This window comes from Streptomyces sp. NPDC003248 (genome assembly GCF_055563235.1).
The window spans coordinates 343,456-370,390 of record NZ_JBVHDT010000007.1; the positions used below are offsets into that span (position 1 = coordinate 343,456).

Below are 26,935 nucleotides of genomic sequence, written 5' to 3' on the forward strand. Positions count from 1 at the left end.
GTAACCCGCACGGCCCGTCGCATGCGTCGGCCGGGCCGCGGGACCGTAGGATCCCGCTCGTTCGCCGACAGCACGTCCGCCGAGTTCCCGTCGTCGGCGGCGCAGGTCGGGGCGGGTTCGGGGTATCCGCATTCCGGAGACGGCCGCGGAGACGGCCACGGAGCGGGAGGGAGCGGGAATGGTCAGGCGATCCGGCTGCCGGAGTTCCCGGCGTCGTCGTGTATCAGCGTCGCCGCCGCGTCGCAGAAGGCCTCCAGCCCCTCCAGCAGCGCGACCCGCCGGGCGGCGGGCATCACCGCCAGCACCGCCTGCAACTGCTGTTCCCGGCGCACGCGCAGATCCGCGAGGAAGGCCCGCCCCCGGCCGCTGAGACGCAGCCGCACCTCGCGCCGGTCGGCCGGGCTCACCGCGCGTTCGACGAACCCGGAGGCCTGCAACCGGTCGCAGAGCCGGCTGGTCGACGGCGGGGTGGAGGCGAGCGAGTCGGCGAGGGTGCGCAGATTGATGCCCTCGTGGTGTTCGAGGATCAGCAGCACGCGCAGCTGGGAGGCGGAGGCGGGGGCGGTCGAGGCCCTGCCCCACAGGACTTCCAGCAGCTCCGCGGCCGTCGCGGTGACCCGTGCGACCTCTTCGGGCTCCGGGCGGTGGCGGAAGGCAGTCACGGTCCACACTCTCGCAGGCACTGGGTCGACCGCCAGCGTACTAGGGACCGCGCCGGCGGACCCCGTCGTACGCCCGGAGGGGGTACGACGACCCGGCGGGCGGCGTCCGCACCGAGGGCCCCGTGCGCGCACGGGGCCGCCGAGGATTCGACGAAAGGTTGATGTAGTGACCACCGTGAACGCACTGGTGACCGCCGAGCGCGCGCTGCGGGCAGCGGCTCCCCACGAGGTGCTCGACGCGGTCCGCGGCGTACTGCTCCGCCAGTACGCGGCGGACTCCGTCGAGCTGTACCTCGCCGACTACGGCCTGACCGTGCTGCAACCGGTATCCGAGCTGCCGCACACGGCGGAGCCGGTGTCGGTGCACGACGGCCCGGCCGGCCGGGCGTTCGGCGCGCAGGAGCCGTTCGTGGAATCGGTCGGGGACGGGCGGGTGCGGGTGCACCTGCCGGTCTCCGTGCGCGGCGACCGGCTCGGCGTGCTGACCGTGACCCTGCCGGAGCCGGCCGGCGACGTGCCGGCCGAACTCGCGGAGATCGCCCGGGCCCTCGGGCACGAGCTGGTCGTGGCCGACCGGGACACCGACCTCTATGTCCAGGCGAGACGCAAGGACCGGCTCACCCTGGCGGCCGAGATGCAGTGGCACCTGCTCCCGGGCCGGTCGTGCAGCCGCCCCGAGTTCGATCTGGGCGCGCAACTGGAGCCCGCCTACGCGGTCTTCGGCGACAACTACGACTGGTCGGTGACGGCCGACCGCCTGATGCTGTACGTCACCAACGGCATGGGCGAGGGCACGGAGGCGTCCCTGCTGACCGGCCTGGCCATCACCGCGCTGCGCAACGCCCGGCGGGCCGGGCTGTGCCTCGCCGACCAGGCGGCGCTCGCCGACCAGGCCGTGCACGCCCACTACCGGGGCCGCCGCTACCTGTCCGTCCTCATGCTCGACCTCGACCTCACGACGGGACGCGCCCGGGTGGTGGACGCCGGCTCCCCGCGGATGCTGAGGCTGCGCGACGGCCGTGTGGAACGGATCCCCCTCGACGCCCAGTTGCCGCTCGGCATGTTCGAGGAGACCGACTACGTGGAGCAGGAGGTGCGCGCCGAGCCCGGTGACCGCCTCGTCTTCGTCAGCGACGGCGTGCACGCGGTCTCCTCCCCCGGCGGAGAGACGTACGGCGACGCCCCCCTCGCCCGGGCGATCCAGGCCACCCGCCTGCTGCCCGCGGCCGAGGTACCGCACGCCGTCCTGCGCGAACTGAACCGCCACCGCGGCGAACGGACCCCGGAGGACGACGCCCTGGTGGTCTGTCTGGACTGGCGGGGGCGCTGATCCGGGAGAGCGGCGGGGGGCGGTGGGCCCGTCGGGCGCACCGGCGGGCGCGGGCGCGTCGTGTGCGGCAGACACGAGCCGGGGCGACACACGGCGAGCCGGGCGGCGTGCTTGGTCGGCTGTGCGCCGGGGTGTGAGCCGCCGCCCGCCGCTCGCGCGCCCCCGTTGCCGCTTGTCACCGCCCCGGTCCGCGCACTACTGTCACCACGCCTTGGTGAACGGGAAATCCGGTGTGATGCCGGTGCGGCCCTCGCCACTGTGATCGGGAAGTCCGGCTCCGGCCCTCGCGGGCAGCCACTGGGTCCTCGGACCCGGGAAGGCGGAGCACGGGCGGTGGTACCCGTCAGCCAGGAGACCGGCCAAGGCGCGTCAACCATCCACGAGGTGCTGGAGAGGGTCTGCTGAGCCATGCACATAGCCGAGGGTTTCCTTCCTCCGGCGCACGCGGTCGCCTGGGGCGTCGCGTCGGCGCCGTTCGTCGTCCACGGAGTCCGCGCACTGAGCCGTGAGGTGCGCGAGCACCCGGAGAGCACGCTTCTCCTCGGCGCCTCCGGGGCCTTCACGTTCGTCCTGTCCGCGCTCAAGCTGCCCTCGGTGACCGGCAGTTGCTCGCACCCCACCGGGACCGGCCTGGGCGCGATCCTCTTCCGGCCGCCGGTCATGACGGTGCTGGGCACCATCACCCTGCTCTTCCAGGCGCTGCTGCTCGCGCACGGCGGGCTGACCACGCTCGGCGCCAACGCCTTCTCGATGGCGATCGTCGGGCCCTGGGCCGGCTACGGCACGTACCGGCTGCTGCGGCGGTTCGCCGTGCCGCTGATGGTCACGGTGTTCTTCGGCGCGTTCGTCGCCGACCTGTCGACGTACTGCGTCACCAGCGTGCAGCTGGCGCTGGCGTTCCCCGACCCGGGCAGCGGGTTCCTGGGCGCGCTCGGCACGTTCGGCTCCGTCTTCGCCGTCACGCAGATCCCGCTCGCGGTGAGCGAGGGCCTGCTCACCGTCCTCGTGATGCGCCTGCTGGTGCAGTCCAGCAAGGGCGAACTGACCCGGCTCGGCGTGCTCGTCACCGGGCGGCGGTCGGCGCAGCCGACCGGGACGGAGGCGGTGGCCCGGTGAACCGCAACACGAGGATCAACGCCCTGCTGCTGCTCGTGGTGGTCGCCCTCGCGGTGCTGCCGCTGGCCCTGGGCCTGGGCGACGGCAAGAAGGAGCCGTTCGCGGGCTCCGACGCCGAGGCGGAGACGGCGATCACCGAGATCGACCCGGACTACGAGCCCTGGTTCTCCCCGCTGTACGAGCCGCCCTCCGGTGAGGTCGAGTCGGCGCTGTTCGCCGTCCAGGCCGCGCTGGGCGCGGGCGTCCTCGCCTACTACTTCGGCCTGCGCCGGGGCCGGCGGCAGGGCGAACAGCGGGCGAGGGCCCTGCCGGACGGCCCGGGGACCGCGCACCGGACGGTCCCGGACGCCGGCGCGGACGGCGCGGAGCGTGCGGAGGCGACCGCGCCGGCGGACGGCGCCCCCGGCGGCGCCGGGAAGTCCGCGCGCGGACGGGCCTGACCCTCGTGCTGCCGATCGACGCGGCGGCGCACAGCAGCCGCTGGCGCCGCCGCCACCCCGTGGACAAGGCCGTACTCGGACTCGGGCTGACCCTGCTCGCGATCTCCCTGCCGCCCTGGCCGGGCGCGGCCCTGGTGCTGGTGACGGCGCTCGCCGTGCTGCTGGGCCCGGCGGGAGTGCCGGCCCGCCGGCTGTGGCGCGCCTACCGGGTGCCGCTGGGCTTCTGCGCCACCGGTGCCCTGCCCCTGCTGGTCCGGGTGGGCGGGCCCGGCGCCTTCGTGGGCCTGGCCGACGGCGGGCCCGCGCGGGCCGGGGAGCTGATGCTGCGCACCTCGGCCGCCTCCCTCGGCGTGCTGCTGTTCGCGTTCACCACCCCCGTGTCCGACCTGCTGCCGCGGCTGGTGCGGGCCGGCGTGCCCGCGCCGGTCGTGGACGTCGCCCTGGTCACGTACCGCATGAGCTTCCTGCTGCTGGACTCCGTGCGGCGGATCCGGGAGGCCCAGGCGGCCCGGCTCGGGCACACCTCGCGGGCCGCCGAGTGGCGCTCCCTGGCGGGGCTCGGCGCCACCGCCTTCGTGCGGGCCTTCGACCGGGCTGCGCGCCTGCACGCCGGGCTCGCCGGACGCGGCTACGACGGCACCCTGCGCGTCCTGGTGCCCGAGGCCCGCGTCTCCGTCCGCTTCACGGCCGCGAGCTGCGCGCTCCTCGCAGCGGTGGCCGCCCTCACCCTCGTCCTGGAAGGCCCCCTGTCATGAGCGAGCCGGTGGCCCTGCGGGGCGTCTCCTTCGCGTACGAGGACGGCCCGGCCGTGCTCGACGGCCTCGACCTCGCGGTCCGCGAGGGCCGCGCGCTCGCCCTGCTCGGCCGCAACGGCAGCGGCAAGACGACCCTGATGCGGCTGCTCAGCGGCGGGCTGCGGCCGCGCGCCGGGACGGTGACGGTCGACGGGCGGCCGGTGGCGTACGACCGCAAGGGGCTGACCGGGCTGCGGACGACCGTCCAGCTGGTGGTGCAGGACCCGGACGACCAGCTGTTCGCCGCGTCCGTCGCGCAGGACGTGTCGTTCGGGCCGCTCAACCTCGGTCTGCCCGACCCCGAGGTACGGGCCCGGGTGGCGGAGGCGCTCGCCGCCCTGGACATCACCGCCCTCGCCGACCGGCCCACGCATCTGCTCTCCTACGGGCAGCGCAAGCGGACCGCGATCGCGGGCGCCGTCGCGATGCGGCCGCGCGTGCTCGTCCTCGACGAGCCGACCGCCGGACTCGACCCGGACGGCCAGGAGCGCCTCCTGGCCACGCTCGACGCCCTGCGCGCCGCCGGCACCACGGTCGTGATGGCCACGCACGACGTCGACCTGGCCCTGCGCTGGGCCGACGACGCGGCCCTCCTCACCCCGTCCGGCGTCCACACCGGGCCCGCCGCCCCGACCCTGGCCCGCGCCGACCTGCTCCGCGCGGCGGGGCTGCGGCTGCCCTGGGGCGTCGCCGCGGCCCGACTGCTGCGGGCGCAGGGCGCGTTGGCCGAGGGCGAGGCCGGACCGCGCAGCCCGGAGGAGCTGGCCGCCCTGGCGGCGGCCGTCCCGTCCCCCCTGCCCGCCGACGGCTGAGGCGGGCCCGTCCGGCGGGGTGTCGACCTGCCGCCCGGTGGAACCCGGTGGGTCGGAAGGACAACCCCGCCGACGCCCGGGAGGCCGTGTGCACCGCGATCCCGACGCCCTCCACCGCCGCGTCCACGAGGAGGTGACGGAGCGGGCGGACGCCCTCTGGGGCGTCGCGTCGGCGCTGCACGCCGACCCCGAGTACGCCTTCGCCGAGCGGCGGGCCTGCGCGCTGCTGACGGGTGAGCTGCGCCGGGCCGGATTCGAGGTGCGGCAGGACGTGGCGGGGCTGCCGACCGCGTTCACCGCGCGCCACGGCCGGGGGCGGCCCGCGGTGGCACTGCTGCTGGAGTACGACGCCCTGCCCGGCCTCGGCCACGCGTGCGGGCACAACCTGATCGCCGCCGCCGGCCTGGGCGCGGCGATCGCCGCCCGCGCCGCGCTGGGGCCGGACGCCGGGTCGGTGCTGGCGGTGGGCAGCCCGGCCGAGGAGGGCGGCGGGGGCAAGGTGCTGGAGGTGGAGGCGGGCGTCTTCGACGACGTCGACGCCGCGCTCATGTTCCATCCGGGGGTGTACGACTGGGTCCGGGCGCCGCTGACGGCCCAGGAGCAGTACCGGGTCGGGTTCCACGGCCGCGCCGCCCACCCGACGGGCAACCCCACGGAGGGCGTCGACGCGCTCGCGGCCCTCGTCGAGCTGTTCAACGTGCTGGCCGCGCTCGGCCGGCGGCTGCCCGAGGCCTCGCACGTCCAGGGCATCGTCACGCACGGCGGCACGGCCACCAACATCGTGCCCGAGTACGCCGAGGGGCTGTTCGGGCTGCGCGCCGCCACCACGGAGGCCCTGGACGACCTCGCCGGGCAGGTGCGGTCCGCCGCCGAGGGCGTGGCGCTCGCCACCGGCACCACGTGCGCCGTCGAGCGTGCCACCGTGCGCTACGAGCACTTCCGCGACAGCGGGGCGCTGTCGGGGCGGTTCGCGGCGCACCTGCGCCGGGCCGGCATCACCGTGACGCCGCCCGTGCCGGGGGTGTACCTCGGCTCGTCGGACATCGGGAACGTCAGCGGGCGGGTGCCGGCCATCCACCCCTTCGTCGCGATCATGGGCGAGGACGGCTCCGACCACACACCCGAGTTCGCCGCCGCCGCGGCCTCCGACCGGGCCCGGCACGTCCTCCTGGCCGCCACGGAGGCCCTGGCCTGCACGGCGGTGGACGTCCTGTGCGACGCGGACCTGCGGGCCGAGGCGTGGCGCGGACACGACCACGCAACCACCACCGGCACCGCCCCGCACTGAGCGGACACGACCACAGGACCGCCACCGCCAACGCCCCGCACTGAGCGGGCACCGGCCGACACCGGCGCGTCCGGCCGGGCGGAGCGCCGTGCGGGGACCCTCCCGGGGTACGTGACCGCCGGTCAGGGCCGTGTGCCCGTCCCCAGGTGTGTCGTCGTCCGGGTCAGGGAGACGGTGAACGGGTGGCGTGGGTCGGTCAGGACGCGGTGCGTGGGGCCGTGTTCGACCAGTTCGCCCGCGTCGAGGACGGCGATGTGGTCGGCCAGGCGGGCGGTGTCCAGGTCGTGGGTGACGAGGACGAGGGACAGGTCCTCGCGCTCGCGCAGCAGACCGGCGAGGACGTCGAGGATGCCGCGCCGGGTGACGGTGTCGAGCCCGGAGGTGATCTCGTCGCAGATCAGGACGCGGGGCCGGGCGAGCAGGGCCCGGGCGAGGGCCGCGCGCTGGAGTTCGCCGCCGGAGAGCCGGGCGGGCCGGCGGCGGGGCAGGTCGGGCGGGAGGCCCAGCCGGGTCAGGGTGGTCAGGGCCTCCTCGCGGGCGGCCGCCGGGTCCGTGCCGCGCAGGCGTACCGCGGTGCGGGCGACCTGGTCCAGGACGGGCCGGTGTTCGTCGAAGGCGGCGCGCACGTCCTGGAACACGTACTGCACGGCGGCGAGCTGGGCGCGGGTGCGGTGGCGCAGGCTGCGCGGCAGCGGGGTGCCGTCGAGGAGGATCTCGCCGTCGTGGTCGCGGTGGAGGCCGGCCAGGCAGCGGGCCAGGGTGGTCTTGCCGCTGCCCGAGCGGCCGACGACGGCCAGCGAGGCGCCGGGGTGGAGGGCGAGTTCCGGGGCGCGCAGTGCCACGGCGCCGTGGTGGCGTGCGATGAGGTCGCGCACCCGCAGGGCGGGCGGCCGGCCGGTGTCCGGGGCGGGCCGGGCGCCGGCGGGCGGGCGCCGGGCGTCGAGAAGTTCCCGGGTCCAGGCGTGGCGGGGGGCGAGCCACAGCCGTTCGGGCGGGCCCGACTCCACGACCCGGCCCGCCCGCAGGACGAGGACGTCGTCGGCGAGGGCGCGGACCACGTCGAGGTCGTGGCTGAGCAGGACGACCGCGATGCCGCGGGCGGCGAGGGCCGCCAGCTGGTCGACGACGCGGCTCTTGGTCAGGGCGTCCTGGCCGGTGGTGGGTTCGTCGGCGACGATGACGCGCGCCCCCAGCAGGAGTGCCTGGGCCAGGACGAGGCGTTGCTGCTGGCCGCCGGAGAGCTGGTGCGGGTGCCTCCGCACCAGCGCCTCGCCGTCGGGGAGCTGGGCGTCGGCGAGGGCGCGCAGGACGAGCGCGCGGGCCGCCGGGCGGCGCTGTCCGCGCGGCAGGTGGCGTACCCGGAGGCGGGCCAGGTCGTCGAGGAGCGCGCCGGCGCGGCGGGCGGGGTTGAGGACGGCGGCGGGGTGCTGGGGCACGTGGCCGACCGGGCCGTCGCGGGTCAGGCGTACCTCCCCGGTGACGTGCGCGCCGGACGGGAACTCCCCCAGCAGCGCCAGGCCCGTCGTGGTCTTGCCGCTGCCGGAGGCGCCGACCAGGGCCGTCACCCTGCCGGGCAGCACCCGCAGGCGCACGCCGTCGACGAGCGCGCGCCCGTCGACCTCCACCCGCAGGTCGCGGAGTTCGGCGAGCGGGTCGGTGCCGGGGCTCACGGGCGGGGTTCCCCCTTCTTCGGTGTCCTGTGCGACGCGGCGTCGAAGAGCAGGTTGGTGCCGGTCGTCAGCGCGACGATCAGCAGGGCGGGCACCACCACGGCCCAGGGCTGCACCCACAGGCCGGTGCGGTTGCGGTCGACCATGACCGCCCAGTCGGCGGCGTCCGGTGCGACGCCGACCCCGAGGAACGCCGCCGTGGACACCAGGTACAGCACGCCGGTCAGCCGGATGCCGGCGTCGGCGGCGAGGGTGCGCAGGCCGGCGCGGGCGACGTAGCCGACGCCGATCCGCCAGACGCTCTCGCCCTGCATGCGCAGCGCCTCGACCGCCGGGCGCGCGGCCGCCTCACCGGCCGCCGCCCGTACGATGCGGGCCGCGTCGGGCACGTTGACCAGCGCGACGAGCAGCGCGAGCCCGGCCGCTCCGGGCTCGAACACGGACGCCACGAGGAGGATCAGCAGCAGCGACGGTACGGCGAGCAGCACGTCCAGCGGCCGCATCAGCAGCTCCTCCAGCCGGGGTGCGCGGGTGAGGGCGCCGGCGAGGCCGACCGGAACGGCGACCAGGTAGGCGAGGGCGGTCGCGGCGAGCGCGGTGACGACGACGGTGCGTCCGCCGAGCAGCACCTGGTGCAGGACGTCACGGCCCACGAAGTCGGTGCCGAGCCGGTGCCCGTCGGCGAGGACGAAGGACGCGGCGCGCGGCCCGGGGTCCCCGGCGAGCAGCGGCCCGAGGAGCGCCAGGCCGAGGGGCACGCAGACGAGGGCCAGGCCCGGCAGGAAGCGGCGCCGGATCACGCGGCCACCGCCGCTCGGGGCGTCAGCCGGTGCGCGACCAGGTCCGCCCCGAGGTTGAGGACGACGGTCAGCACGCCGAACACCACCGCGAGGCCCTGCACGACGGGCACGTCGCGTTCGGCGACGGCGTCGAGCAGGACGGTGCCCAGTCCCGGGATCACGAAGAGTGCCTCCACGACGATGACACCGCACAGCAGCCAGTCCACGGTGCGGGCGAGCTGCTGGACGGCCGGGGCGAGGGCGTTGGGCAGGGCGTGGGCGTAGCGGACGCGGGCGCCGGGGACGCCGTAGCGGTGGGCGTGCGCCGCGTACGGCGAGGCCAGGGCGTCGATCATGCCGGCGCGGACCAGGCGGCTCAGTGAGCAGACCGGCCGGGCCAGCAGGACGAGGACGGGCAGGACGAGCGCGGCGGGGTGGCCGAGCAGGTCGGTGCCGTAGCCGACGGCGGTCGGCGGCAGCCAGGCCAGTTTCAGCGCGAGGACCGTCACCAGCAGCACGCCGAGGGCGAATTCGGGGACGGCGTACACGGCGAGCGTCACGGAGCTGATCAGGCGGTCCACGAGCCGGCCCTCGTGGCGGGCGGCGAGGACGCCCAGCCCGAGGCCGGCCGGGATCAGCAGGGCGAGGGTGAGCGCGGCCAGCAGCAGGGTCGGGCCGAAGCCGTCGGCGAGGTACCCGCTCACCGGGCGGCCGGACGTCAGGGAGGTGCCGAGGTCGCCGTGGGCCAGGCCCGCCGCCCAGTCGGCGAGCCGCTCGTGGGCCGGGCGGTCCAGGTGCATGGCCTCGCGGAGGGCCGCGACGCGCGCGGGGTCGGGCTGGTCGCCGGCGAGGGCGACGGCGGCGTCGCCCGGCAGCGCCTCGGTGAGCGCGAAGACCAGCAGCACCACGGCCACGGTCTGGACGGCGCCGAGGAGGAGCCGCCGGGCGGCGAAGGAGCGCGGGCCGCTCACGCTCACGCGAGCCACACCCGGTCGAAGCGGGCCCAGTCGAGGGTGTTGGCGGGCGCCGTGGTCTCGACGCCGCGCACGTTCGTCGCCGTGCCGATGATCCAGTCGGCGAAGCCCCAGACGAGGAATCCGCCCTCGGTGTACAGGCGGCGCTGCATCCGCTCGTAGACGGCGGCCCGTGCGGTCGTGTCGCGGGTGGACTGGGCCTGCTGGTAGAGGGCGTCGAAGTCCTGGTGCCGCCACTGGGTGGCGTTGGTGGTGGAGTCGGTGAGCAGCCGCTGGGAGAGGTGGGCCTCGATGGGCATGGCGCCGGAGCGGTAGCAGCACAGGGTGCCGTTGTCGAGGATGTCGGCCCAGTAGGAGTCCTTGCTGCCCGTCCGCACCTCGACGGTGACGCCCGCCTTCGCGGCCTGGTCGCGGAAGACGGTGGCGGCCTCGGTGAACCCGGCGGCGACGGCCGAGGTGTCGAGGGTGACCTTCAGCTTCTCGGCGCCGGCCTGCTTCAGCAGGGCCCGGGCGCGGTCGAGGTCCTGCTCGCGCTGGGGGAGTCCGTCGGCGTAGTACTCGTAGCCCTTGCCGAACAGGTCGTTGCCGACGACGCCCGCGCCGGAGAGGGCGCTGTCGACGAGTTCCCGCCGGTCGGCGATGAGGAAGAACGCCTGCCGCACCCGCGCGTCGTCGAAGGGGGGCCGGTCGGTCTTCATGCAGAAGGCCTGCATGGCGCTGTTGCGCAGCCGCACGATCTCGATCCGGCCCTGTTTCTCGTGGGCGCGGGCGGTGGTGGGGTTGAGTTCGTGGGCGTATTCGACCTGGCCGCCGAGGAGGGCGTTGACGCGCGCGGACTCCTCGTTGGCGACGACGAACTCGATCTCGTCGAGGTGGGGGGCGCCCTCCCAGTAGGCGTCGTGGCGGCGGAAGACGGCGGAGCGGCCGGGGGTGAAGGAGACGAAGCGGAAGGGGCCGGAGCCGATCGGCTTGCGGTCGAAGTCGCCGGCGCCCTCGGGGACGATGTACGCGCCGAACGCCGCCAGGACGTTGGGGAATTCGGCGGTCGGCCGCTTGAGGACGAACTCGATGCTCCGCTCGCCGGTGGCGCGGCTGGCGTCGAGGTCGATGGGCTCCAGGGACGCCTTGGCGCGGAACGCCTTGTCGGGGTCGGCGATACGGCGGTAGCTGTGGAGGACGTCGTCCGCGGTGACGGGGCTGCCGTCGTGGAAGGTGGCCTCGCGCAGGGTGACCTGCCAGCGGTCCAGGGTGGTGTTGGGCTCCCAGCCCGTGGCGAGGCGGGGCCGGGCGGACAGGTCGGGGCCGTAGTCGGCGAGTTTGTCGTACTGGGCCTTGGCGCGGGCGGCGTCGGCGAAGAGGTTGGCCAGGTGCGGGTCGAGGGTCTCGCTCGCGCCGCCGCCGGCGAAGGCGGCGCGCAGCCGGCCGCCCTTCTTGGGTCTGCCGTCGCCGCCGCCGGTCTTCCGGTCGTCGCCCGTGCCGCTCCCGCAGCCGGTGAGGGCGAGGGCGGCGGCGCCGGTGGCGGCGAGGAAGCCGCGGCGGTGCGGGCCGGGGAAGCGTGCGTCGTCCATGCGTGCCCCTTGGAGTGGGTGGGGTGAGTGGGATGAGTGGGGTGGGTGGGGTGGGTGCGGGGTGGGTCAGCGGGGGGTGCCGCGCAGGCGGGCCACGACGTGCAGCCGGTCGCCGTCGGTCGTCGCGCCGGGCTGGTCGCCCTCCTGCCAGGCCGGTTCGGTGCGCGGGCCGGGGCCGTCGTGGAGGTCGAGGACGTCGAAGCCGTGCGTGGTGAGGAAGTGCCGCAGTTCCTGCGGGAACAGCAGCCGCCACGCGGAGTGCTGGGCGACGGGCGGGGAGCCGTCGTCGGTCGTCCAGACGCGGATCCGGCGCAGGAGTTGGGCGGTGCGGTCCACGGACAGGTTCGTGGTGGAGCGGTGCCGGACGCCCTGCCAGTGGAAGGTGTGGACCGTCGGGGCGCCGAGGAGGTCCGTACGGCCCAGGAGGTAGGCGCCGTTGCGCATCTCGGCGACGAGCAGCCCGCCGGGGGCGAGGGCGTGGCGGCAGGAGGTGAGGAAGCCGTCGAGCTGGGCGTTGGTGTGGCAGTACAGCAGGGAGCTGTCCAGGCAGACCACGGCGTCGAACGCGGCCCGGCCGAGGTCGAATCCGTGCAGGTCGGCGTGGACGTAGGCGGGGCCGGGGTGGTGGGTGCGGGCGTGCGCCAGCATCGCGTCGGAGAGGTCGGCGCCGGTGACCGTGCGGCCGGCGGTGTGCAGGTGGGCGGCGTCGCGGCCGGTGCCGCAGCCCATGTCCAGGACGCGCGGCCCGGCGCCGTGCCGGCGCAGGCAGTCCTCGGCCCAGCGTCCGGCGAGCCGCCCGGGGTCGGGGAAGCGGGCCTCGTACAGGGCGGGGTGGTCGGTGAGGAGATTCCCGGCGGGAGGTTTCCCGGTCGGCGCGCGGTGCTCCTCGCCGGTGGGGGGCCGACCGATCGGCGCGCGGCGCTCCCCACCGGCAGGAGACTGTCCGGTCGTCACACCGGGCTCCCCACCGGCAGGAGACTGCCCGGTCGTCACGCGATGCTCCTCTGCTCGGCCGGTGCCGCGGTGGCCGGCACCGGGCTGCCGGGCAGTGCGCCGCGTCGGTGCAGCCAGGCCACCCCGGCCGCCGAGGCCAGCCCGAACAGCGCGCAGGACACCCAGGGGAGCCACCCGGAGCCGCCCCGCTCGCCGGTGTCCATGGCCCAGCCGACGGCGGTGTTGCCGACGGCGGCGGCGACGCCCGAGACGACGTAGAAGATCCCGAAGTAGGTGCCGGTCAGGCCGGGGCGGCCGAAGTCGGGGATCAGCTCCATGACGAAGGGCGTGGCGACCATCAGGCCGACGTACAGCAGGAGGGCGCCGAACAGGACGGGGACGGCGTCGAGCCACCCGCCGGGCGGGGCGTCCGCCACCGTCGCCGGGGGCAGGAACGCCAGGCCCGTCAGGGCGAGGCCGGCGGCGATCCAGCGGGCCCGGCTGCCCCGCGCCTTGAGGGAGCGGGTGATGCGCAGTTGGAGGGCCAGGTTGGCGAGCGTTCCGACGAGGAAGACGAGGCCGGCCGCGCCGTCCCAGCCGGTGGCCCGCCGGGCGCCGTCGGGCAGCAGCAGGTAGAGCTGGCTCTCCAGGGTGAACAGGCCGACCATGGCGACGGCGAAGGCCAGGAAGGTCCGGTTGCCGACGACCTCGCGCCAGTCGGTGAGGACACTGCCCGCGCTGGGCTCCGTCTTCCGCGCGGGCAGGACGAGGGCCTGCGCGACGGTGAGCACCGCGAAGATCCCGGCGGCGGTGAGCGCGCAGGTGCGGAAGTCGGCCAGCAGCAGGGCCCCGCCGAGGAGCGGGCCGATCAGCGCGCCGGCGGTGGCGAACACGTTGAACAGGGCGAACGCCTCCGCCTTCCGCTCCCCCGCCTCCTGCGTGAGGTACGCCCGCACGGCCGGGTTGAACAGGGCCCCGGCGAGGCCGCTGAGGACGGACGCGGCGAGCAGCACCGGCAGCCCGTCGCCGAGGGCGAACAGCGCGAAGCCGAGGGTGCGCAGGGCGCACCCGGCGATGATCACGCCGCGGGCGCCGAGCCGGTCGGCGGCCGAGCCGCCGATGAGGAACAGGCCCTGCTGGCTGAGGTTGCGCACGCCGAGGACGAGGCCGACGACGGCGGCGGACAGGCCCAGGTTCTCGCCGAGGTGGGTGGCGAGGTAGGGGACGAGGAGGTAGAAGCCGGTGTTGACGCCGAACTGGTTGACCAGCAGCAGCCGGACCGCGAGCGGGAAGCGGCGCAGCTCGTGCCACGTCCTCACGTGCCCCCCACCTCCTCGACGCCGAGTCCGGGGCGGCCGCCCGCCCGGACGACGCCGTCGGCGCCGCCGATGCCGGTCCACGGGTCGTGGGCGAGCAGCAGATGGCCGTCGAGGTCGGCCCAGCGGGCGCGGTCGGCGAGGTGGACGGCGGGGGCCAGCCCGAGGGTGCTGGCGGTGAGGCAGCCCAGCATCAGCTCGGTGCCGCTGCCCTCGATCGCCTCCGCGATGCGCAGCGCGGCGTGGACCCCGCCGCACTTGGCGAGCTTGACGTTGACGCCGTGGACGCGTCCGGCCAGCCGGCGGACGTCGTCGAGGCCGACGGCGTCCTCGTCGGCTATCACGGGGAGCGGGGAGCGCGCGGCGAGGGCCGCGAGGGCCTCGGGGTCGCCGGGCGCGAGGGGCTGTTCGACGGCCTCCACGCCGAGGTCGGCGAACCGGGGCAGCAGGGCGTCGGCCTGCCGTGCGGTCCAGGCGCCGTTGGGGTCGAGGAGCAGCCGGACGCCGGGCGCCGCGTCCCGTACGGCCCGGACGCGCCGCACGTCGTCCTCGGGGTCGGGGGAGCCCGCCTTGACCTTGAGGGTCCGGAAGCCGCGGGCGGCGAGGCGGCGGGCCTCGGCCGCCGCGTGCGCGGGCGGGGTGATGCCGAGGGTGCGGGCGGTGGCGGCCGCGGGGGGCGCGGGGGTGCCGAGGAGCCGGTGGACGGGGGTGTCCGCGTGCCGGCCGGCCAGGTCGAGGAGCGCGGACTCGACGGCGGCGGTCACGGCGGGCGGGGTGCCGGGGGCGGTCGCCTCCCCGTGCCGCAGGGCGTCCAGGGCGCTCTCCGGGCCTGCGTAGCGGCCGAGGTCGACGGCGGTGAGGAGCCGTACCAGGGTGTCGGTGTCGAGGCCGTGGTACACGCTGGTGACGGCTTCGCCGTGGCCGCTCAGTCCGTCGTGCTCGACGGTCAGCCAGACGGCGTCGCGGGCCGTCATGGTGGAGCGGGAGATGCGCAGCGGCTCGGCGAGCGCGAGCCGCGCGGTGCGCAGTCGGGCCTTCACGGGGCGCCCTGCCAGGACGGGAGGCCGGTGAGCGGGTCGGTCACCCTGGTGCAGCGCGCCCAGCCGGTCGCCTCCGCCGCGTGGGGGTGGGGGATCTCGACGGGCCGGGTGGCGGCGGCGTCCGGGTCGAGGCCGTGGCCGGTGGTGAAGTCGTCGTCGTAGACGGTGCCGAGGTAGCGGTGCGGTCCGTCGGGGAAGACGGTGGCGACGACGGCCCCGGGGTGGACGCGGGCGGCCCAGGCGGCGACGCGGGCGGCCGCCCCGGTGCTCCAGCCGCCCGTGACGAAGCTGGTGCGGGCCAGGGTGCGGCAGGTGTCGACGGCTTCGGCGGGGCCGACCCAGTGGACCTCGTCGAAGGCGTCGTGGGCGACGTTGCGGGGGTGGATGCTGGAGCCGAGGCCGCGCATCAGGCGGGGGCGGGCGGGCTGCCCGAAGATGGTGGAGCCGGTGGCGTCGACGCCGATGAGGCGCAGGGCGGGCCAGTGGCGGCGCAGGGGGCCGATGAGGCCGGCGCTGTGGCCTCCGGTGCCGACGCTGCACACCAGGATGTCCAGGTGGTCGAGCCGGTCGGTGAGTTCGGCGGCCAGGGAGGCGTAACCGGCGGTGTTGTCGGGGTTGTTGTACTGGTCGGGCCAGTAGGCGCCGGGCAGGTCGGCGAGCAGGTCCCGCAGCCGGGCGAGGCGGGCGGCCTGCCAGCCGCCCTGGAGCGCGGGACGGTCGACGATCTCCAGCCGCACCCCGTGGGAGCGCAGCAACTGCCGCATGGACGGTTCGAGTTCGCGGTCGCCGACCAGCACGACCGGATGGCCGAGCGCCTGCCCGGCGAAGGCGAGGCCGAGGCCGAGCGTGCCGGAGGTGGACTCCACCACCGGTGCGCCGGGCCGCAGTTCACCGCGTTCGCGGGCGCCGAGCAGCATCGACACGGCGGCCCGTGCCTTCATGCCGCCGGCGGCGAGCCCTTCCAGTTTGGCCCAGAAACCGGGGTGGGGGGCGGGCAGGTCGGCGGTGACCCGGACGAGGGGGGTCCGGCCGAGCAGCGACAGCAGTTCCGGGCGCGCGGTGGGGCGTACGGCGGTGACGGTCATCGTCCGCCTCCGGTGCTCCGGTACCGGTGGAGGGTTCCGGGGCCGCCGTCGAGCCAGAAGAAGGGGTACGGTTCCGCGCACACCGCGCTCACCCCGTGTCCGAGGAAGCGGGGCAGGACGGCGCTGCCGGTCTGGGCGAACACCACCAGTTGCTTGCCGTGCGCGAGGGCGTGCCGGCGCAGGGGTTCGAAGGTGCCGTTGCCCAGGGTCATGCCGGAGACGAGCAGCGCGTCGCAGCGGGCGGCCGCGGTGAGCGCGTCGGTGACGACCGGCTCGTCCCACTCGGTGACCCCGCCCTTGAGGTCGCAGGGGACGTAGCGCAGGCCGCGGGCGCGCAGGGCGTCCAGGAGGGAGTTGACGACGCCGACGACGAGCACGGTGGCCCCGGCCGGCAGGTCGAGCAGGGCGACGACGGCCTCGGCGCGGGCCCGGGACTTCTCCAGCGAGGTCCCGGCGGGCAGCGCGAGGGGGCGGGCCCCGCTGCCGGGGCCGTGCGGGGTGACGTGCATGAGGTAGGCGTCGAGCGCGGCCAGCCGCACCGCCGGCAGGGGGTGGTCCAGGAGGCTGCGCACGTCGGCGCCGACGCAGTCGTCGAGGACGCTGTCGGGCAGTTCGCCGGGCTCGACCGCGCAGGAGCCGACGGCCTCGGCCAGGCGCAGGCTGAGGACCTCGTTGCGGTAGCCGGTGCCGCGCCCGTCGTGCCGTACGGCCTGGCGGGTGGTGAAGGCGACGGCGATCCGCCGGGTGGCCGGGTCGGGGCCGAGGACGCCCGACCGGACGCGGTCGACGAGGCCGTCGTACGACAGGTGCGTGAGGTCGTCGTGCGCCGGGTGCGCGGGACCGCCGTGCGACGGGCGGGCCGGGCCGTCGTGCGCCGGGTGCGCAGGATCGCCGTGCGACGGACGGGCCGGACCGCCGTGCGACGGGTGCGCGGGACCGCCGTGCGACGGACGGGCCGGACCGCCGTGCGACGGGTGCGCAGGATCGCCCTGCGACGGACGGGCCGGACCGCCGTGCGACGGGTGCGCAGGATCGCCGTGCAACGGGCGGGCCGGACCGTCGTGCGACCGACGGGCCGGGCCGTCGTGCGCCGGGGTGGGATCGTCGTGCGACGGGTGGGCGGGGGGGCGGACGGCGGTCATCGGATCACCAGCTCCGTGCGCAGCGTGGACAGCAGGTGTTCGACGCGGGCGCGGGCGCCGAGGCCGTCGGGGTCGCCGGCCATGACGTGGCCGAGGTACTCGTTGTTGCTGCCCGCGGCCCGCACGGCGCGGCCGGGTTCGGCGAGCTCGGCCTCCAGCACGTCCTTCTCCCGGGCGAGGTGGGTGCCGTCGAGCCGGTCGAGGGTGCCGGCGCGGTCGGGGACGAGGAAGCCGATGGCGGCGCTGCGCAGCCCGGTGTCCGTGCGCCTGAGGTCGGGTGCGCGGCCGAGGGCGACGTCGACGAAGGCGGCGGCGAGGTCGATGCCGGTGACGTGGCGGACGAGTTCGGTGATGCGGTTCCCGGCGGGCCGGGGGTTGACCTCGACGACGCGCGGGCCGGAGGAGGTCAGTTTGACCTCGGTGTGCGCCACGACGCCGTCGGTGAGGCCGAGCGCCTTCAGCGCGTCGAGGGCGGTGTCCACGGCGGCCTCGGTGTCGGCCGGGGTGAGGGCGGCGGGGAACATGTGGCCGGTCTCGACGAAGGCGGGCGCTCCGCCGACGCTCTTGTCGGTCACGCCGACCACGTGGACCGCGCCGGCGTGCGACACGGTCTCGACGCTCACCTCGGGGCCGTCGAGCAGTTCCTCGAGCAGCACGGCGGGTTCGCGGCGCTGGCCGCGGGCGTTGACCGGGAAGCCGGCCAGGGCGCGGACCGCGTCGGCGAGCTGCTCCTCGTCGTCCACGCGGCGCACGTACATGCCGGCGCACAGGTCGACGGGTTTGACCACCAGCGGGTAGCCGATCTCCCGTGCGGCGCGGGCGAGTTGCGCCCACTCCTCGTACAGGGCGAAGCGCGGGCCGGGCAGTCCGGCGTCGGCGAGCACCCGGCGGGTGGCGTCCTTGCGGCAGGCGTTGTGGACCGCTTCGGGGCCCGGGCCCGGCAGGCCGAGGTGTCCGGCGATGCGCGCGACCGCGGGCAGGTAGTAGTCGCAGGAGGTGAGCACGCCGTCGAAGCCGAAGGCCGCGTGCAGCCCTCCGGCCTGGGTGAGCAGGGTGTCGGGGTCGTTGGTGTCGGCCGTGACCACGTTGCGGGCGCCGAGCAGCGGGTGCGCCGCTCCCTCGGGGGCCGCGCGCAGGTAGTGGTGCAGGTCGCGGGTGAGGAAGGTGAACTCGTGCCCGCCTTCCCGGACGGCCCGTGGCAGCAGTCTGCTCATCGACCCGACCCAGCTCTCGACCATCAGCAGATGAGCCACGGCTCCCCTTCGCAGTACCTGAGTTGAGACGCGGGCGGCCCCACGCTCCCGGAGGGGAGGGGACCGGCCCTGCGCACCGACACGCTAGCGATAATCATTTTCATTTACCAGTCCCCCGCGGCCCTGATCCACGGCGCGGCGGCACGGAACACCGCCGCCGGGAGCCCCGAGGCGGCCGGACCGGGCCCTGTTCGGCTGTCAGTGCCCACCCGTAGACTGACAAATCACGGAAGCAAGAGCGCAGTTGACGGGGGGCCAGACATGTCCGGTGACGGGTACGGCAGATACGACCACGGTTTCGTCGTCCCGCCGATGCCGACGGCCCCGCCGCCGCCCCCGGCGGACGGCGCGCGGGCCGTCGCGGTGGCGGTGCTCAACCTCAGCGGCCTGGGACTGGGGTACGCCTGGGCGCGCCGCTGGGTCCTGACGCTGCTGTGCTGGATCGCCACCGCCGCCCTGCTCCTGGTGGCGCTGCCGGCCGACCCGGACGGCGTGCCGGGCTTCGCCCTCGTCCTGTACGCCGTGTTCCTCGCCGTGGTGGCGGCGCACGGCGCACGGGTGGGCCTGCGCGCCCGTACGGCGGGGCCTGCGCCGCTGGCGCTCGTGCTGGGACTCGTCCTGCTCGCCGTGCCGGCCGGGGGCGTCGTGCTCTACGACGACGCGCGGGACGAGGCGGTGCAGCAGATGCTGCTCGACCGGCTGGAGGAGGCCGACCGGCTGGTCGAGCGGTCCGGCAGACAGGCGTTCAGCATCGGCGAGGACGGCTACCGCGAGGCGCTGGAGACGTACGAGGACCTGAGCGCCGACCATCCGGACTCCCGCGCCGCCGGCCGGGTGCCGAACCGGATGAAGACCTTCTACTCGACGGTCGGCGCCTCCTACGCGACGGGCGACCACTGCGCGGCGATCGAGCCGCTGACCTTCCTGCGCAAGGTCCCCGACAGCATGCCCCGCACGGACCTGGGGGAGCTGGAGGAGTGGCCCGACGACCGCCTCGCCACCTCGCTCTACACCTGCGCCTCCGAGGCCCTGACGGCCGGCGAGACCGGCTGGGCGACGCACTTCGGTGAGCTGCTGACCACCTTCCCCGACTCCGAGCAGGCCGCGCGGGTCGAACCGGCGGTGGGCGCCGCCGTCACCGCGGCGTCGAAGGAGCTGCGCGGCGGCGAGCCGTGCACGGCGGTCCAACGGCTGCGGAGCCTGAGCTCCGACATCGACGGTCTGCCCGGCGAGGAGGCGGGCGTCGACGACACCCTCGCCCAGGACGCCGGACGGGCCACCGCCAACGCCGACTCGGGCACCTACCTGTGCGGCGTGGACCAGTACAAGGACGGCGACTTTGAAGCGGCGCAGACGACCATGGACGAGTTCGTCGAGGAGAACAAGAACAGCAAGAACCGCGCCCTCGCCCAGAAGATAGCGATCGCGGCGGAGATCGCCCAGACGGTGCCGGCCGCCGGGAAGCGCCTGCCCACGACCCGCAGCGGCGGCAGCATCTCGGTCACCGTGCAGAACGACAGCCCCGACGACATCACCGTGCTCTACACGGGCCCGGTCACCGGCAGCTTCACCCTCAAGGCCTGCGGCAGCTGCACGACCTACTCCCTCAGCAGCACCCTCTCCCCCGGCTTCGAACCGTGCAGCAGCGGCAAGAACTACCCGGAGCGCACCATCAGCCTGCCGCCCGGCACCACCTATTTCCTGCACAAGCCGCAGGGCGACAGTCTCTCCTCACCCGCCTCGGACACCGCCAAGCTCTCCTCGGGCTACATCTACACGGAGTGCGCCTACGCGACGCAGACGCTGGGCACGGGCCTCTGACGTCGGGTCCCGGGCGGTCCCCGTGTCGGCCGGTGCGGTCGCGGCGGGGGGACGTAGCGTGGCGTGATGTGCTGGAGTGCGACGGCCGATCTCGTGGCGGGCGCCGGGGTGGCCGCCGTCGGGGTGGCCTGTGTGACACGGGTGCGTGACCGCCGGGACCTGCCGCTCGCGGCGCTGCCACTGCTGCTCGGGGCGCACCAGGTCGTCGAGGCGGTGGTCTGGCGTGCGGGCGGGGGCCGGGGGCCCGCCACCGTCGTCTGGGCCGTCATCGCGCTGCCGGTGCTGGCGGTGTGGGTGCCCGCGGGCGTGCTCTGCGCCGCCCCCGCGCACGCCCGGCGCCGGCTGACCGTCCTGCTCGCGGCGGGAGTCGCCACCGCCGCGGTGCTCGCCCACGGTGTGGCCACCGGCCCGGTGACGGCCGAGATCCGCGGCCGTACGGTCGGCTACGCGCTCGACCTGTCCCGTCCGCCCGTCCTCGTCGCCGGCTACCTCCTGGCCACCGTGGGCTCCCTGCTGCTGTCCGGCGACCGGCGGCTGCTGGGGCTGGGTGTCCTGGTGGCGGTGGGCGCGGTGCTCTGCTGGGCGCTGTGGAGCCTGGAGTTCGTGTCGACGTGGTGCGCGTTCGCGGCCGTGTGCTCGGTGGTGCTGCTGGGCTGGGTCCGCGCCCGTCCGGCCGGCCGCCGGGTGCCGCCGTCGGGTGCTCGGGGTCAGTCCACCGGGTGACCCGGCTCGATGCCGAGGGCGTCACCGAGCCGTAGCAGGGGGCCCTCGCCGGTCCGTGCGTCCCACCTCACGGGTTCGAGGACGAAGCCGACGTGGTCGCCTCCGTCCACGCACCGCACGACCGCTCCCACGAAATGGGCCGCCGCGTCCTCCAGCACCACCGTCCCGCCGTGCCCCGGCGTCCAGCGGACCCGCGTGAACTTGTCGACCCGGTCGCCGGTCTCCCCGCCGAACAGGGCCGCCAGCTCGTGCTGCTGACGGGTCAGCAGATGCACGGCGAGGAAGTCCGCGGCACGGGCCACCCGGTAGGTGTGGTTGGCCTTGGACAGCCACACCACGTACCGCACCGGCCGCATGGAGCACTGTGAGGAGAACCCGACCAGGCACCCCGCCCGCTGCCCGTCCGCCGCGGCCGTGACCACGCACATCTGCGGGTCCAGCCGGTCCGTGAACGCGTCGACGTCCACCGCTTCCTCCCCTTGGGTCCTGTCCTCGCGGCGACCCGCCCGCATCTGACGCCGGGTCACCGCCTTCACCCTCCGAGTGCCCCGCCGTCCCGGGCTCGCACCACTGCGCGGGGTCGAGGGCCGGGGTGCGGCGATCAGAAGCCGATCATTCGTTTACCGGTCCCTCAAACCACCTGCGCCTCATGTGCCATACTCAGCCCGCTTGTAACACAATCCGACCGGGGGGTCCGTGTGTACGCCTGTTCCCTGGGCGCCCCACGGCAGGCGCGCCCCCGGCACCGCACGCCGGATCCACGACGCCCACGCCCCCGCGCGGTCCCCGCCGGCCCACCGGAGCCGATGACGCCCGCGCCCGCCGGGACCCGCCCCGGACCGCCCCGGACCGCCCCGACGGCGGGCCGTCCCGCGCCACCGGGCACCCGCGTCCGCACAACGGCCAGAACGTACGACGTACACCCGGCTGGAGGCCCGATGAAGAGCTCCCGACCCGTCCGCGCAGCGGTGGCGGCCCTGCTGGCCGCGGTACTGCTCACCGCCTGCTCCTCCGACGGCGCGGACGACGGGGTCCCGCGCGAGTGGATCGAAAAGACGTACACCGCGAGCGGAACGGGCTGGCTCGACGCCGACAGCACCCCGCCCCAGGTCGCCGACGCGATCCACGGCCATCGCCAGGCGCTCGACCGGGCGTACGGCGACAGCATGGTGTTCCTGCGCTACGGCGACGACATGGTCACCCTCTCGCCGCAGCCGAACGGCAGCCGGATCGAGATCGAGGACTACCGCAACGGCTACCACCGGCACAGCCAGTACCTCACCGCCTGGCCCGACCCGGACAGTTCGAGCTTCCGCGGCGGCGGCCCCGGTGAGGGCAAGTGACACCCCGCCCCCGACGGCGCACCGCGGGCCTGAAGACGTGAAGACGTGAAGACCTGGAGAAAGGCAACGCAGTGACCGAGATCTTCGAGTCGACCGGCCAGGCCCTGCTCTACGGAGTCGTGGGCCTCGTCGTGATGGCCGTCGGCTTCCTCGCCCTCGACCTCGTCACGCCCGGGAAGCTCTTCCACGTGGTCTGGAGGGACCGCAACCGCGGCGCGGCCGTGCTGCTGGGCAGCCAGTCCGTCGCCGTGGGCTACGTCGTCATGGAGGCCATCGGGGCCAGCGAGTCCGAGCTGGGCCTGGGCTACGGCCTGGTCAGCACGCTGCTCTACGGACTGGCCGGAGTGCTGGTGATGACGCTGGTCGGCATCGTGATCGGGCTGTTCACCCCCGGCCGGATGGGCGCGGTCGTCCTCGACGACAACGACGGCCGTCCGCACCCGGCCGCCTGGGTCCAGGGCGGCATGTACCTGGGGACCGCCTTCATGGTCGGCGCCGCACTCTCGTAAGCGCACCCGTGACCACCGCCCTGCACGACCGCGACACCGCGGCGCCCGCCCGCCCCCCGGCCGCCCGGCACTCCCGGGGGGCCCGCTTCCTCCTCCTGTTCAGCGTCTTCCTCTGCGCCGCCTGCGGCCTGGTGTACGAACTGGCGCTCACCGCGCTGGGCAGCTACCTCATCGGCAACTCCGTCCTCCAGACCTCCGTCGTCATCTCGGTGATGGTCTTCGCGATGGGCGTGGGCTCGCTCGCCGCGAAACCCCTGCGCCGCCGCCCGGTGGGGGCGTTCGCGCTGGTGGAGGGGGCGCTGGCGCTGGTGGGCGGCCTCTCCGTCCTGGTGCTGTACGCGGCGTTCGCCTGGCTGCGGCTCTACACCCCGGCGATGGTCGTCGTCGCCCTCGCGGTCGGGCTGCTGATCGGGGCCGAGATCCCGCTGCTCATGACGCTGCTCCAGCGCATCCGGCGGCAGGAGGCGGGCAGCGCCGTCGCCGACATGTTCGCCGTCGACTACATCGGGGCGCTCGTCGGCGGCCTGTGCTTCCCGCTGGTGCTGCTGCCGACGTTCGGCCAGTTGAAGGGCGCGCTGGTGGTCGGCGCGGTCAACGCGGTGGCCGGCGTCGTCGTGGTGGTGTTCATCTTCCGCCGGCAGACCCGGCGGATCGTCCGCGTCGGCCTGCTCTGCGGCGTCGCGGCGGTGCTGGCCGTGCTCGGCACGGCGTACGCGCTCGCCGACGACCTGGAGGTGACCGCACGGCAGCAGATGTACCGGGACCCGATCGTCCACGCCGAGACCACCGCGTACCAGGAGATCGTCGTCACCCGCTCCACCGCCTTCACCGGCGAGCCCGACATGCGGCTCTTCCTCAACGGCGACCTCCAGTTCAGCTCCGTCGACGAGTACCGCTACCACGAGTCGCTGGTGCACCCCGCGCTGTCGGGCGGCCGGGACAACGTGCTGATCATGGGCGGCGGCGACGGGCTCGCGCTGCGCGAGGTGCTGCGGTACGACGACGTGCGGCACGTGACGCTCGTCGAACTGGACCCGGCGATGACCCGGCTGGCACGCGGCTTCGCACCGCTGCGCGAGCTGAACGACGGGGCGCTGGACGACCCGAGGGTCGAGGTGGTCAACGCCGACGCGTTCAACTGGCTGCGCGACGCCCGGCAACGGTACGACGCCGTGATCGTCGACTTCCCTGACCCGGACACGGCGGCGCTGGCCAAGCTGTACTCGGTGGAGTTCTACAGCCTGCTCGGCCAGGTGCTGACCCCGCGGAGCAAGGTGATGGTGCAGAGCGGGTCGCCGTTCTTCGCCCCGAAGACGTTCTGGTCGATCGCGGCGACGATCGGGACGGCGGGGTACGCGACGACGGAGTTCCAGATCGACGTGCCGAGCTTCGGCAACTGGGGCTTCGTCCTGGCCATCCCCGGCGACGGCACGCCCCCGCCCCTGCGGCTGGCGTCCGACGCACCGCCGCTGCGCTACCTCGACGACGCGGTGCTGGAGGCGGCCACGGTGTTCCCCGTCGACCGCCGCCGGGTCGACGTACGGCCGAGCACGCTGATGGATCCGGCGGTGCTGGAGTACGTGCAGAACGAGTGGCGGAACTACTGAACCCGGCCCCTGGGCCCGGCCCCCGTGCCCGGACCACCGGGCCCGGACCAAACGGGCCGGGACCACGGGGCCCGGACCACGGGGCCCGGACCGCCGGGCCGGGACCACCGGGCCGGGACCGCCATGCCCGAACCACTGGGCCGGGACCGCCATGCCCGGACCAAACGGGCCGGGACCACCGGGCCCGAACCACTGGGCCGGGACCGCCGGGTCCGGCCGCCGCTCCCGAACCGCCGATCCCGGACCGGCCTCGAACCGCCGATCCCGGACCGACCTCGAATCGCCGGTCCCGGACCGACCCCGACCCGCTGCCCCAGGACCGAGCCCGATCCGCCACCCCGAAGCGACCCCGGACCAACCCCGAACCGCCACCCCGAACCGCCACCCCGAACCGCCGACCCCGACCCGCCGGTTCGGGCCCGCCCCCGGACCGCCGACCCCGGACCGACCCCGGACCGCAACTCCGGCCCCCCTCCCGACGGGCCCCCTCACCGGGCCGGTGGTTCCTCCGGGGCGTCCGCCGCCCAGGCCGCCGCGTGGGGGCCGAACTCGTTCTCCGCCGCGTACGCCGCCATGCGGGCGTCGCGGGCGCGGGCCTCGGGCCCGTCCGGCAGGTGGTAGTCCTCGCCCGCCCGCGCGGACCCGGCCTGCACGCGCGTGGCGGTCGCGAGCCGCCGGCGCACGTACCGGTCGAGCGCGGCGGGCACGTCGGCCGCCGTCGCCCCCGCGAGGGCGTCGCCGAGCACGGCCGCGTCCAGCAGCGCCTGCGCCGCGCCCTGGGCCTGGAAGGGCACCATCGCGTGGGCGCTGTCCCCGAGCAGGGTCACCCGCCCGGAGTTCCACCGCGCCAGCGGGGCGCGGGTGTGGAGACCGTGGCGGAGCATCCGCCCCGCGCGTTCGAGGACCCGCACCACCCGGGCGTCCCATCCGTCGAACTCGCGGAGCTGCTCCCCCGGTTCCGCCCGGTCGGTCCACGACTCCCGCGCCGCCTCCGCCCGGAACACGGCCACGACGTTGAGGAGTGCGCCGCGGCGCACCCAGTAGTGCACGACGTGCCGGCCCGGTCCGAGCCAGAGGGCGTATTCCGGCAGGTCGAGGCCGGCCACCTCGGCGGCCGGGAGCAGCGCCCGGTACGCGGCGGTTCCCGAGTAGACCGCCTCGTCCGCGCCGAAGAGCCACCGGCGGGCCGTCGAGCGCAGTCCGTCCGCGGCCACGACCAGGTCCGCGCCGAGGCGCTCACCGCCCGCCGTCGTCACGTGGGCGTACTCGTCGTCCTGTCCGACGCGGACGACGGCGCTGTCCAGGCGCACCGACCGGGACGGCACCGCGGCGGCCAGCGCCCGGTGCAGATCGGCCCGGTGGACCTGGAGATAGGGCGCACCGAACGCCTCCTCGGCCGCGCGCCCCAGTGTGGCGCGGCAGATCTCCGCCCCGTCGGACCAGGTGCGGAAGCTCAGGTGGGAGGGCCGGTCGGCCCGTGCCGCGACCGCGTCGAGCAGGCCCAGCCGGCGCAGCACGCGCGTCGCGTTGGGCGCGAGCTGGATCCCGGCGCCGGCCTCGGTGAACCGCGGCGCCCGTTCGACGACGGTGACCTCGCACCCGGCGCGGCGCAGGCTCACCGCGGCGGCCAGTCCCCCGATGCCCGCCCCCACGACGATCGCCCTCATGCCGCGCCCCCCACCTCGCCGGATCGCACGGCGTGCCGTGGATCCTCGCACGCGGCGCACCGTAGCCCCTTCCCCGACGCCGAGGGAAGGGGGCCGTCCCCGGGTGCCGTCGCGCCGCCGGGGACGCGGCCGGGCGCGGGTCAGCCGTTCTTGCGGGCCACTCCGCCGTAGATACCGATCGGCGGGGCATTGCGCGGGTCGGGGTCGTCGGGACGCCAGTCCGGGACCGGGACGAGGCCGGGCTCGACCAGGGTGAAGTCGCCGAAGAAGTCCAGGATCCGGGAGTGCGTCCGGAGGTTCATGGTCGCGCTGGCGCTGTTGTAGACGGCCGCGGCGTCCTCCCGCCGGTCCGCGTGGACGTCGCCCGTCGCGTGCGACAGGACGAGGTAGGAGCCGGTGGGCAGGGCGTCGCGCAGGGTGGCGACGATGCCGTCCGGGTCGTCCGCGTCGGGCACGAAGTGCAGGAGGGCCACCAGCATCAGGGCCACCGGCCGGTCGAAGTCGATGATCTTGCGCACGTCGGGGTGGTCCAGGATGCCGCGGGGGTCGCGCACGTCGGCCAGGACGACGGAGGTGTCGGTCCCCGCCATGAGGGCCATCGAGTGGGCGCTCACGATCGGGTCGTTGTCGACGTAGGCGATGCGGGTGTCGGGCGCGATGGCGTGCGCTATCTGGTGGACGTTGGGCTCGGTGGGCAGGCCGGTGCCCACGTCGAGGATCTGCCGGATGCCGCCCTCCGCGACGACGTGCCGGACGGCGCGGTGCATGAACTGCCGGTTCGCGCGGACGCCGACGCGTACCTCGGGCGCGGACTTCATGAACTCCTCGGCGGCCTCCCGGTCCACCTCGTAGTTGTCCTTGCCGCCGAGGAAGTAGTCGTACATCCGGGCGGGGTGGGGCTTGCTCGTGTCGATCTCGATCGACTGCGGGCGGCCGCCGCCGCTGCTGGGGGAGGTCATGATGCCTTGCTCCGTCCTGGACTCGCACCCGGCCACCGGTGGGACACCGCGGTGACTGACTGTCAGAACGGTATCCTGGCACGTCTCGTGGGCCGGCGCGTACC

At 75.4% G+C, this 26,935-nt stretch carries 25 protein-coding genes and 1 riboswitch; of the genes, 11 read left to right on the forward strand and 14 right to left on the reverse strand.

Annotated elements, in window-relative coordinates; all coding sequences use genetic code 11:
• Window positions 1–182 precede the first annotated feature (182 nt).
• Window positions 183–671, reverse strand: coding sequence for a MarR family transcriptional regulator (locus tag ACZ3KJ_RS19520; RefSeq protein WP_401695461.1), 489 nt, complete (start codon window positions 669–671; stop codon window positions 183–185).
• Between the two features lie 178 nt (window positions 672–849).
• Between ACZ3KJ_RS19520 and ACZ3KJ_RS19525 the strand changes: the two genes are divergently transcribed.
• From ACZ3KJ_RS19525 to ACZ3KJ_RS19550, 6 genes are all read left to right on the forward strand, one after another.
• Window positions 850–1,992, forward strand: coding sequence for a PP2C family protein-serine/threonine phosphatase (locus ACZ3KJ_RS19525; protein WP_467528617.1), 1,143 nt, complete (start codon window positions 850–852; stop codon window positions 1,990–1,992).
• Window positions 1,993–2,187: 195 nt separating this feature from the next.
• A riboswitch (cobalamin riboswitch) is annotated at window positions 2,188–2,370 on the forward strand.
• A gap of 30 nt (window positions 2,371–2,400) precedes the next feature.
• The gene (locus tag ACZ3KJ_RS19530; protein ID WP_467528463.1) at window positions 2,401–3,108 is read left to right on the forward strand and encodes an energy-coupling factor ABC transporter permease; all 708 of its coding nucleotides are present in this window, start codon (window positions 2,401–2,403) and stop codon (window positions 3,106–3,108) included.
• Window positions 3,105–3,548 (forward strand): energy-coupling factor ABC transporter substrate-binding protein, encoded by a 444-nt coding sequence (locus ACZ3KJ_RS19535; protein ID WP_467528465.1) that lies wholly within the window; start codon window positions 3,105–3,107, stop codon window positions 3,546–3,548. Before ACZ3KJ_RS19530 ends, ACZ3KJ_RS19535 begins: the two co-directional genes overlap by 4 nt.
• A gap of 5 nt (window positions 3,549–3,553) precedes the next feature.
• On the forward strand, window positions 3,554–4,303 hold the full coding sequence (gene cbiQ, locus ACZ3KJ_RS19540; RefSeq protein WP_467528466.1) for a cobalt ECF transporter T component CbiQ: 750 nt from the start codon (window positions 3,554–3,556) through the stop codon (window positions 4,301–4,303).
• Window positions 4,300–5,154, forward strand: coding sequence for an energy-coupling factor ABC transporter ATP-binding protein (locus tag ACZ3KJ_RS19545; RefSeq protein ID WP_467528468.1), 855 nt, complete (start codon window positions 4,300–4,302; stop codon window positions 5,152–5,154). Before cbiQ ends, ACZ3KJ_RS19545 begins: the two co-directional genes overlap by 4 nt.
• An 88-nt stretch (window positions 5,155–5,242) precedes the next feature.
• Window positions 5,243–6,442 carry an amidohydrolase gene (locus ACZ3KJ_RS19550; protein WP_467528470.1) on the forward strand — a complete coding sequence of 400 codons (1,200 nt, stop codon included), beginning with the start codon at window positions 5,243–5,245 and terminating at the stop codon, window positions 6,440–6,442.
• Between the two features lie 122 nt (window positions 6,443–6,564).
• On the opposite strand, the gene ACZ3KJ_RS19555 is transcribed toward ACZ3KJ_RS19550, so the two are convergent.
• The 10 genes from ACZ3KJ_RS19555 to ACZ3KJ_RS19600 all read right to left on the reverse strand — a co-directional run bounded on the left by ACZ3KJ_RS19555 (window position 6,565) and on the right by ACZ3KJ_RS19600 (window position 18,202).
• Window positions 6,565–8,112, reverse strand: a complete 1,548-nt coding sequence (locus ACZ3KJ_RS19555; protein ID WP_467528471.1) for an ABC transporter ATP-binding protein — start codon at window positions 8,110–8,112, stop codon at window positions 6,565–6,567.
• Window positions 8,109–8,912: an ABC transporter permease gene (locus tag ACZ3KJ_RS19560; RefSeq protein WP_467528473.1), complete on the reverse strand. Its 804-nt coding sequence runs from the start codon at window positions 8,910–8,912 to the stop codon at window positions 8,109–8,111. The genes ACZ3KJ_RS19555 and ACZ3KJ_RS19560 overlap by 4 nt, the downstream gene beginning before the upstream one ends.
• Window positions 8,909–9,862: an ABC transporter permease gene (locus ACZ3KJ_RS19565; protein ID WP_467528618.1), complete on the reverse strand. Its 954-nt coding sequence runs from the start codon at window positions 9,860–9,862 to the stop codon at window positions 8,909–8,911. The genes ACZ3KJ_RS19560 and ACZ3KJ_RS19565 overlap by 4 nt, the downstream gene beginning before the upstream one ends.
• A gap of 2 nt (window positions 9,863–9,864) precedes the next feature.
• Entirely contained in the window at window positions 9,865–11,433 is a 1,569-nt protein-coding gene (locus ACZ3KJ_RS19570) for an ABC transporter substrate-binding protein (RefSeq protein ID WP_467528476.1), read from the reverse strand.
• A gap of 66 nt (window positions 11,434–11,499) precedes the next feature.
• Window positions 11,500–12,342: a class I SAM-dependent DNA methyltransferase gene (locus tag ACZ3KJ_RS19575; protein WP_467528619.1), complete on the reverse strand. Its 843-nt coding sequence runs from the start codon at window positions 12,340–12,342 to the stop codon at window positions 11,500–11,502.
• 80 nt (window positions 12,343–12,422) lie between these two features.
• The gene (locus ACZ3KJ_RS19580; protein ID WP_467528478.1) at window positions 12,423–13,685 is read right to left on the reverse strand and encodes an MFS transporter; all 1,263 of its coding nucleotides are present in this window, start codon (window positions 13,683–13,685) and stop codon (window positions 12,423–12,425) included.
• Entirely contained in the window at window positions 13,682–14,722 is a 1,041-nt protein-coding gene (locus ACZ3KJ_RS19585) for a dipeptide epimerase (protein ID WP_467528479.1), read from the reverse strand. The genes ACZ3KJ_RS19580 and ACZ3KJ_RS19585 overlap by 4 nt, the downstream gene beginning before the upstream one ends.
• Entirely contained in the window at window positions 14,719–15,807 is a 1,089-nt protein-coding gene (locus ACZ3KJ_RS19590) for a PLP-dependent cysteine synthase family protein (RefSeq protein WP_467528481.1), read from the reverse strand. Before ACZ3KJ_RS19590 ends, ACZ3KJ_RS19585 begins: the two co-directional genes overlap by 4 nt.
• Window positions 15,804–16,613, reverse strand: a complete 810-nt coding sequence (locus tag ACZ3KJ_RS19595; protein ID WP_467528621.1) for a Rossmann-like domain-containing protein — start codon at window positions 16,611–16,613, stop codon at window positions 15,804–15,806. Before ACZ3KJ_RS19595 ends, ACZ3KJ_RS19590 begins: the two co-directional genes overlap by 4 nt.
• A gap of 332 nt (window positions 16,614–16,945) precedes the next feature.
• Entirely contained in the window at window positions 16,946–18,202 is a 1,257-nt protein-coding gene (locus ACZ3KJ_RS19600; protein ID WP_467528483.1) for an ATP-grasp domain-containing protein, read from the reverse strand.
• Between the two features lie 261 nt (window positions 18,203–18,463).
• Here ACZ3KJ_RS19600 and ACZ3KJ_RS19605 point away from each other — a divergent pair, with 261 nt between their 5' ends.
• Together ACZ3KJ_RS19605 and ACZ3KJ_RS19610 are read left to right on the forward strand one after the other, a co-directional pair.
• A complete protein-coding gene (locus tag ACZ3KJ_RS19605; protein ID WP_467528484.1) occupies window positions 18,464–20,023 on the forward strand; it encodes a hypothetical protein in 1,560 nt (519 codons plus the stop codon).
• A 66-nt stretch (window positions 20,024–20,089) separates the two neighbouring features.
• Window positions 20,090–20,746: a DUF6629 family protein gene (locus tag ACZ3KJ_RS19610; protein ID WP_467528486.1), complete on the forward strand. Its 657-nt coding sequence runs from the start codon at window positions 20,090–20,092 to the stop codon at window positions 20,744–20,746.
• Here ACZ3KJ_RS19610 and ACZ3KJ_RS19615 read toward each other — a convergent pair.
• Window positions 20,731–21,258 (reverse strand): flavin reductase family protein, encoded by a 528-nt coding sequence (locus ACZ3KJ_RS19615; RefSeq protein ID WP_467528622.1) that lies wholly within the window; start codon window positions 21,256–21,258, stop codon window positions 20,731–20,733. The genes ACZ3KJ_RS19610 and ACZ3KJ_RS19615 overlap by 16 nt on opposite strands.
• A 426-nt stretch (window positions 21,259–21,684) precedes the next feature.
• Between ACZ3KJ_RS19615 and ACZ3KJ_RS19620 the strand changes: the two genes are divergently transcribed.
• From ACZ3KJ_RS19620 to ACZ3KJ_RS19630, 3 genes are all read left to right on the forward strand, one after another.
• Entirely contained in the window at window positions 21,685–22,089 is a 405-nt protein-coding gene (locus ACZ3KJ_RS19620) for a DUF4247 domain-containing protein (RefSeq protein WP_467528488.1), read from the forward strand.
• Window positions 22,090–22,160: 71 nt separating this feature from the next.
• Window positions 22,161–22,598: a DUF350 domain-containing protein gene (locus ACZ3KJ_RS19625; protein ID WP_467528489.1), complete on the forward strand. Its 438-nt coding sequence runs from the start codon at window positions 22,161–22,163 to the stop codon at window positions 22,596–22,598.
• 8 nt (window positions 22,599–22,606) lie between these two features.
• The gene (locus tag ACZ3KJ_RS19630; RefSeq protein ID WP_467528490.1) at window positions 22,607–24,205 is read left to right on the forward strand and encodes a polyamine aminopropyltransferase; all 1,599 of its coding nucleotides are present in this window, start codon (window positions 22,607–22,609) and stop codon (window positions 24,203–24,205) included.
• A gap of 488 nt (window positions 24,206–24,693) precedes the next feature.
• Here ACZ3KJ_RS19630 and ACZ3KJ_RS19635 read toward each other — a convergent pair whose 3' ends face one another.
• Window positions 24,694–25,932, reverse strand: a complete 1,239-nt coding sequence (locus ACZ3KJ_RS19635) for an FAD-dependent monooxygenase (protein ID WP_467528492.1) — start codon at window positions 25,930–25,932, stop codon at window positions 24,694–24,696.
• A gap of 80 nt (window positions 25,933–26,012) precedes the next feature.
• Window positions 26,013–26,831 carry an SAM-dependent methyltransferase gene (locus ACZ3KJ_RS19640; RefSeq protein WP_467528493.1) on the reverse strand — a complete coding sequence of 273 codons (819 nt, stop codon included), beginning with the start codon at window positions 26,829–26,831 and terminating at the stop codon, window positions 26,013–26,015.
• Window positions 26,832–26,935 lie beyond the last annotated feature (104 nt).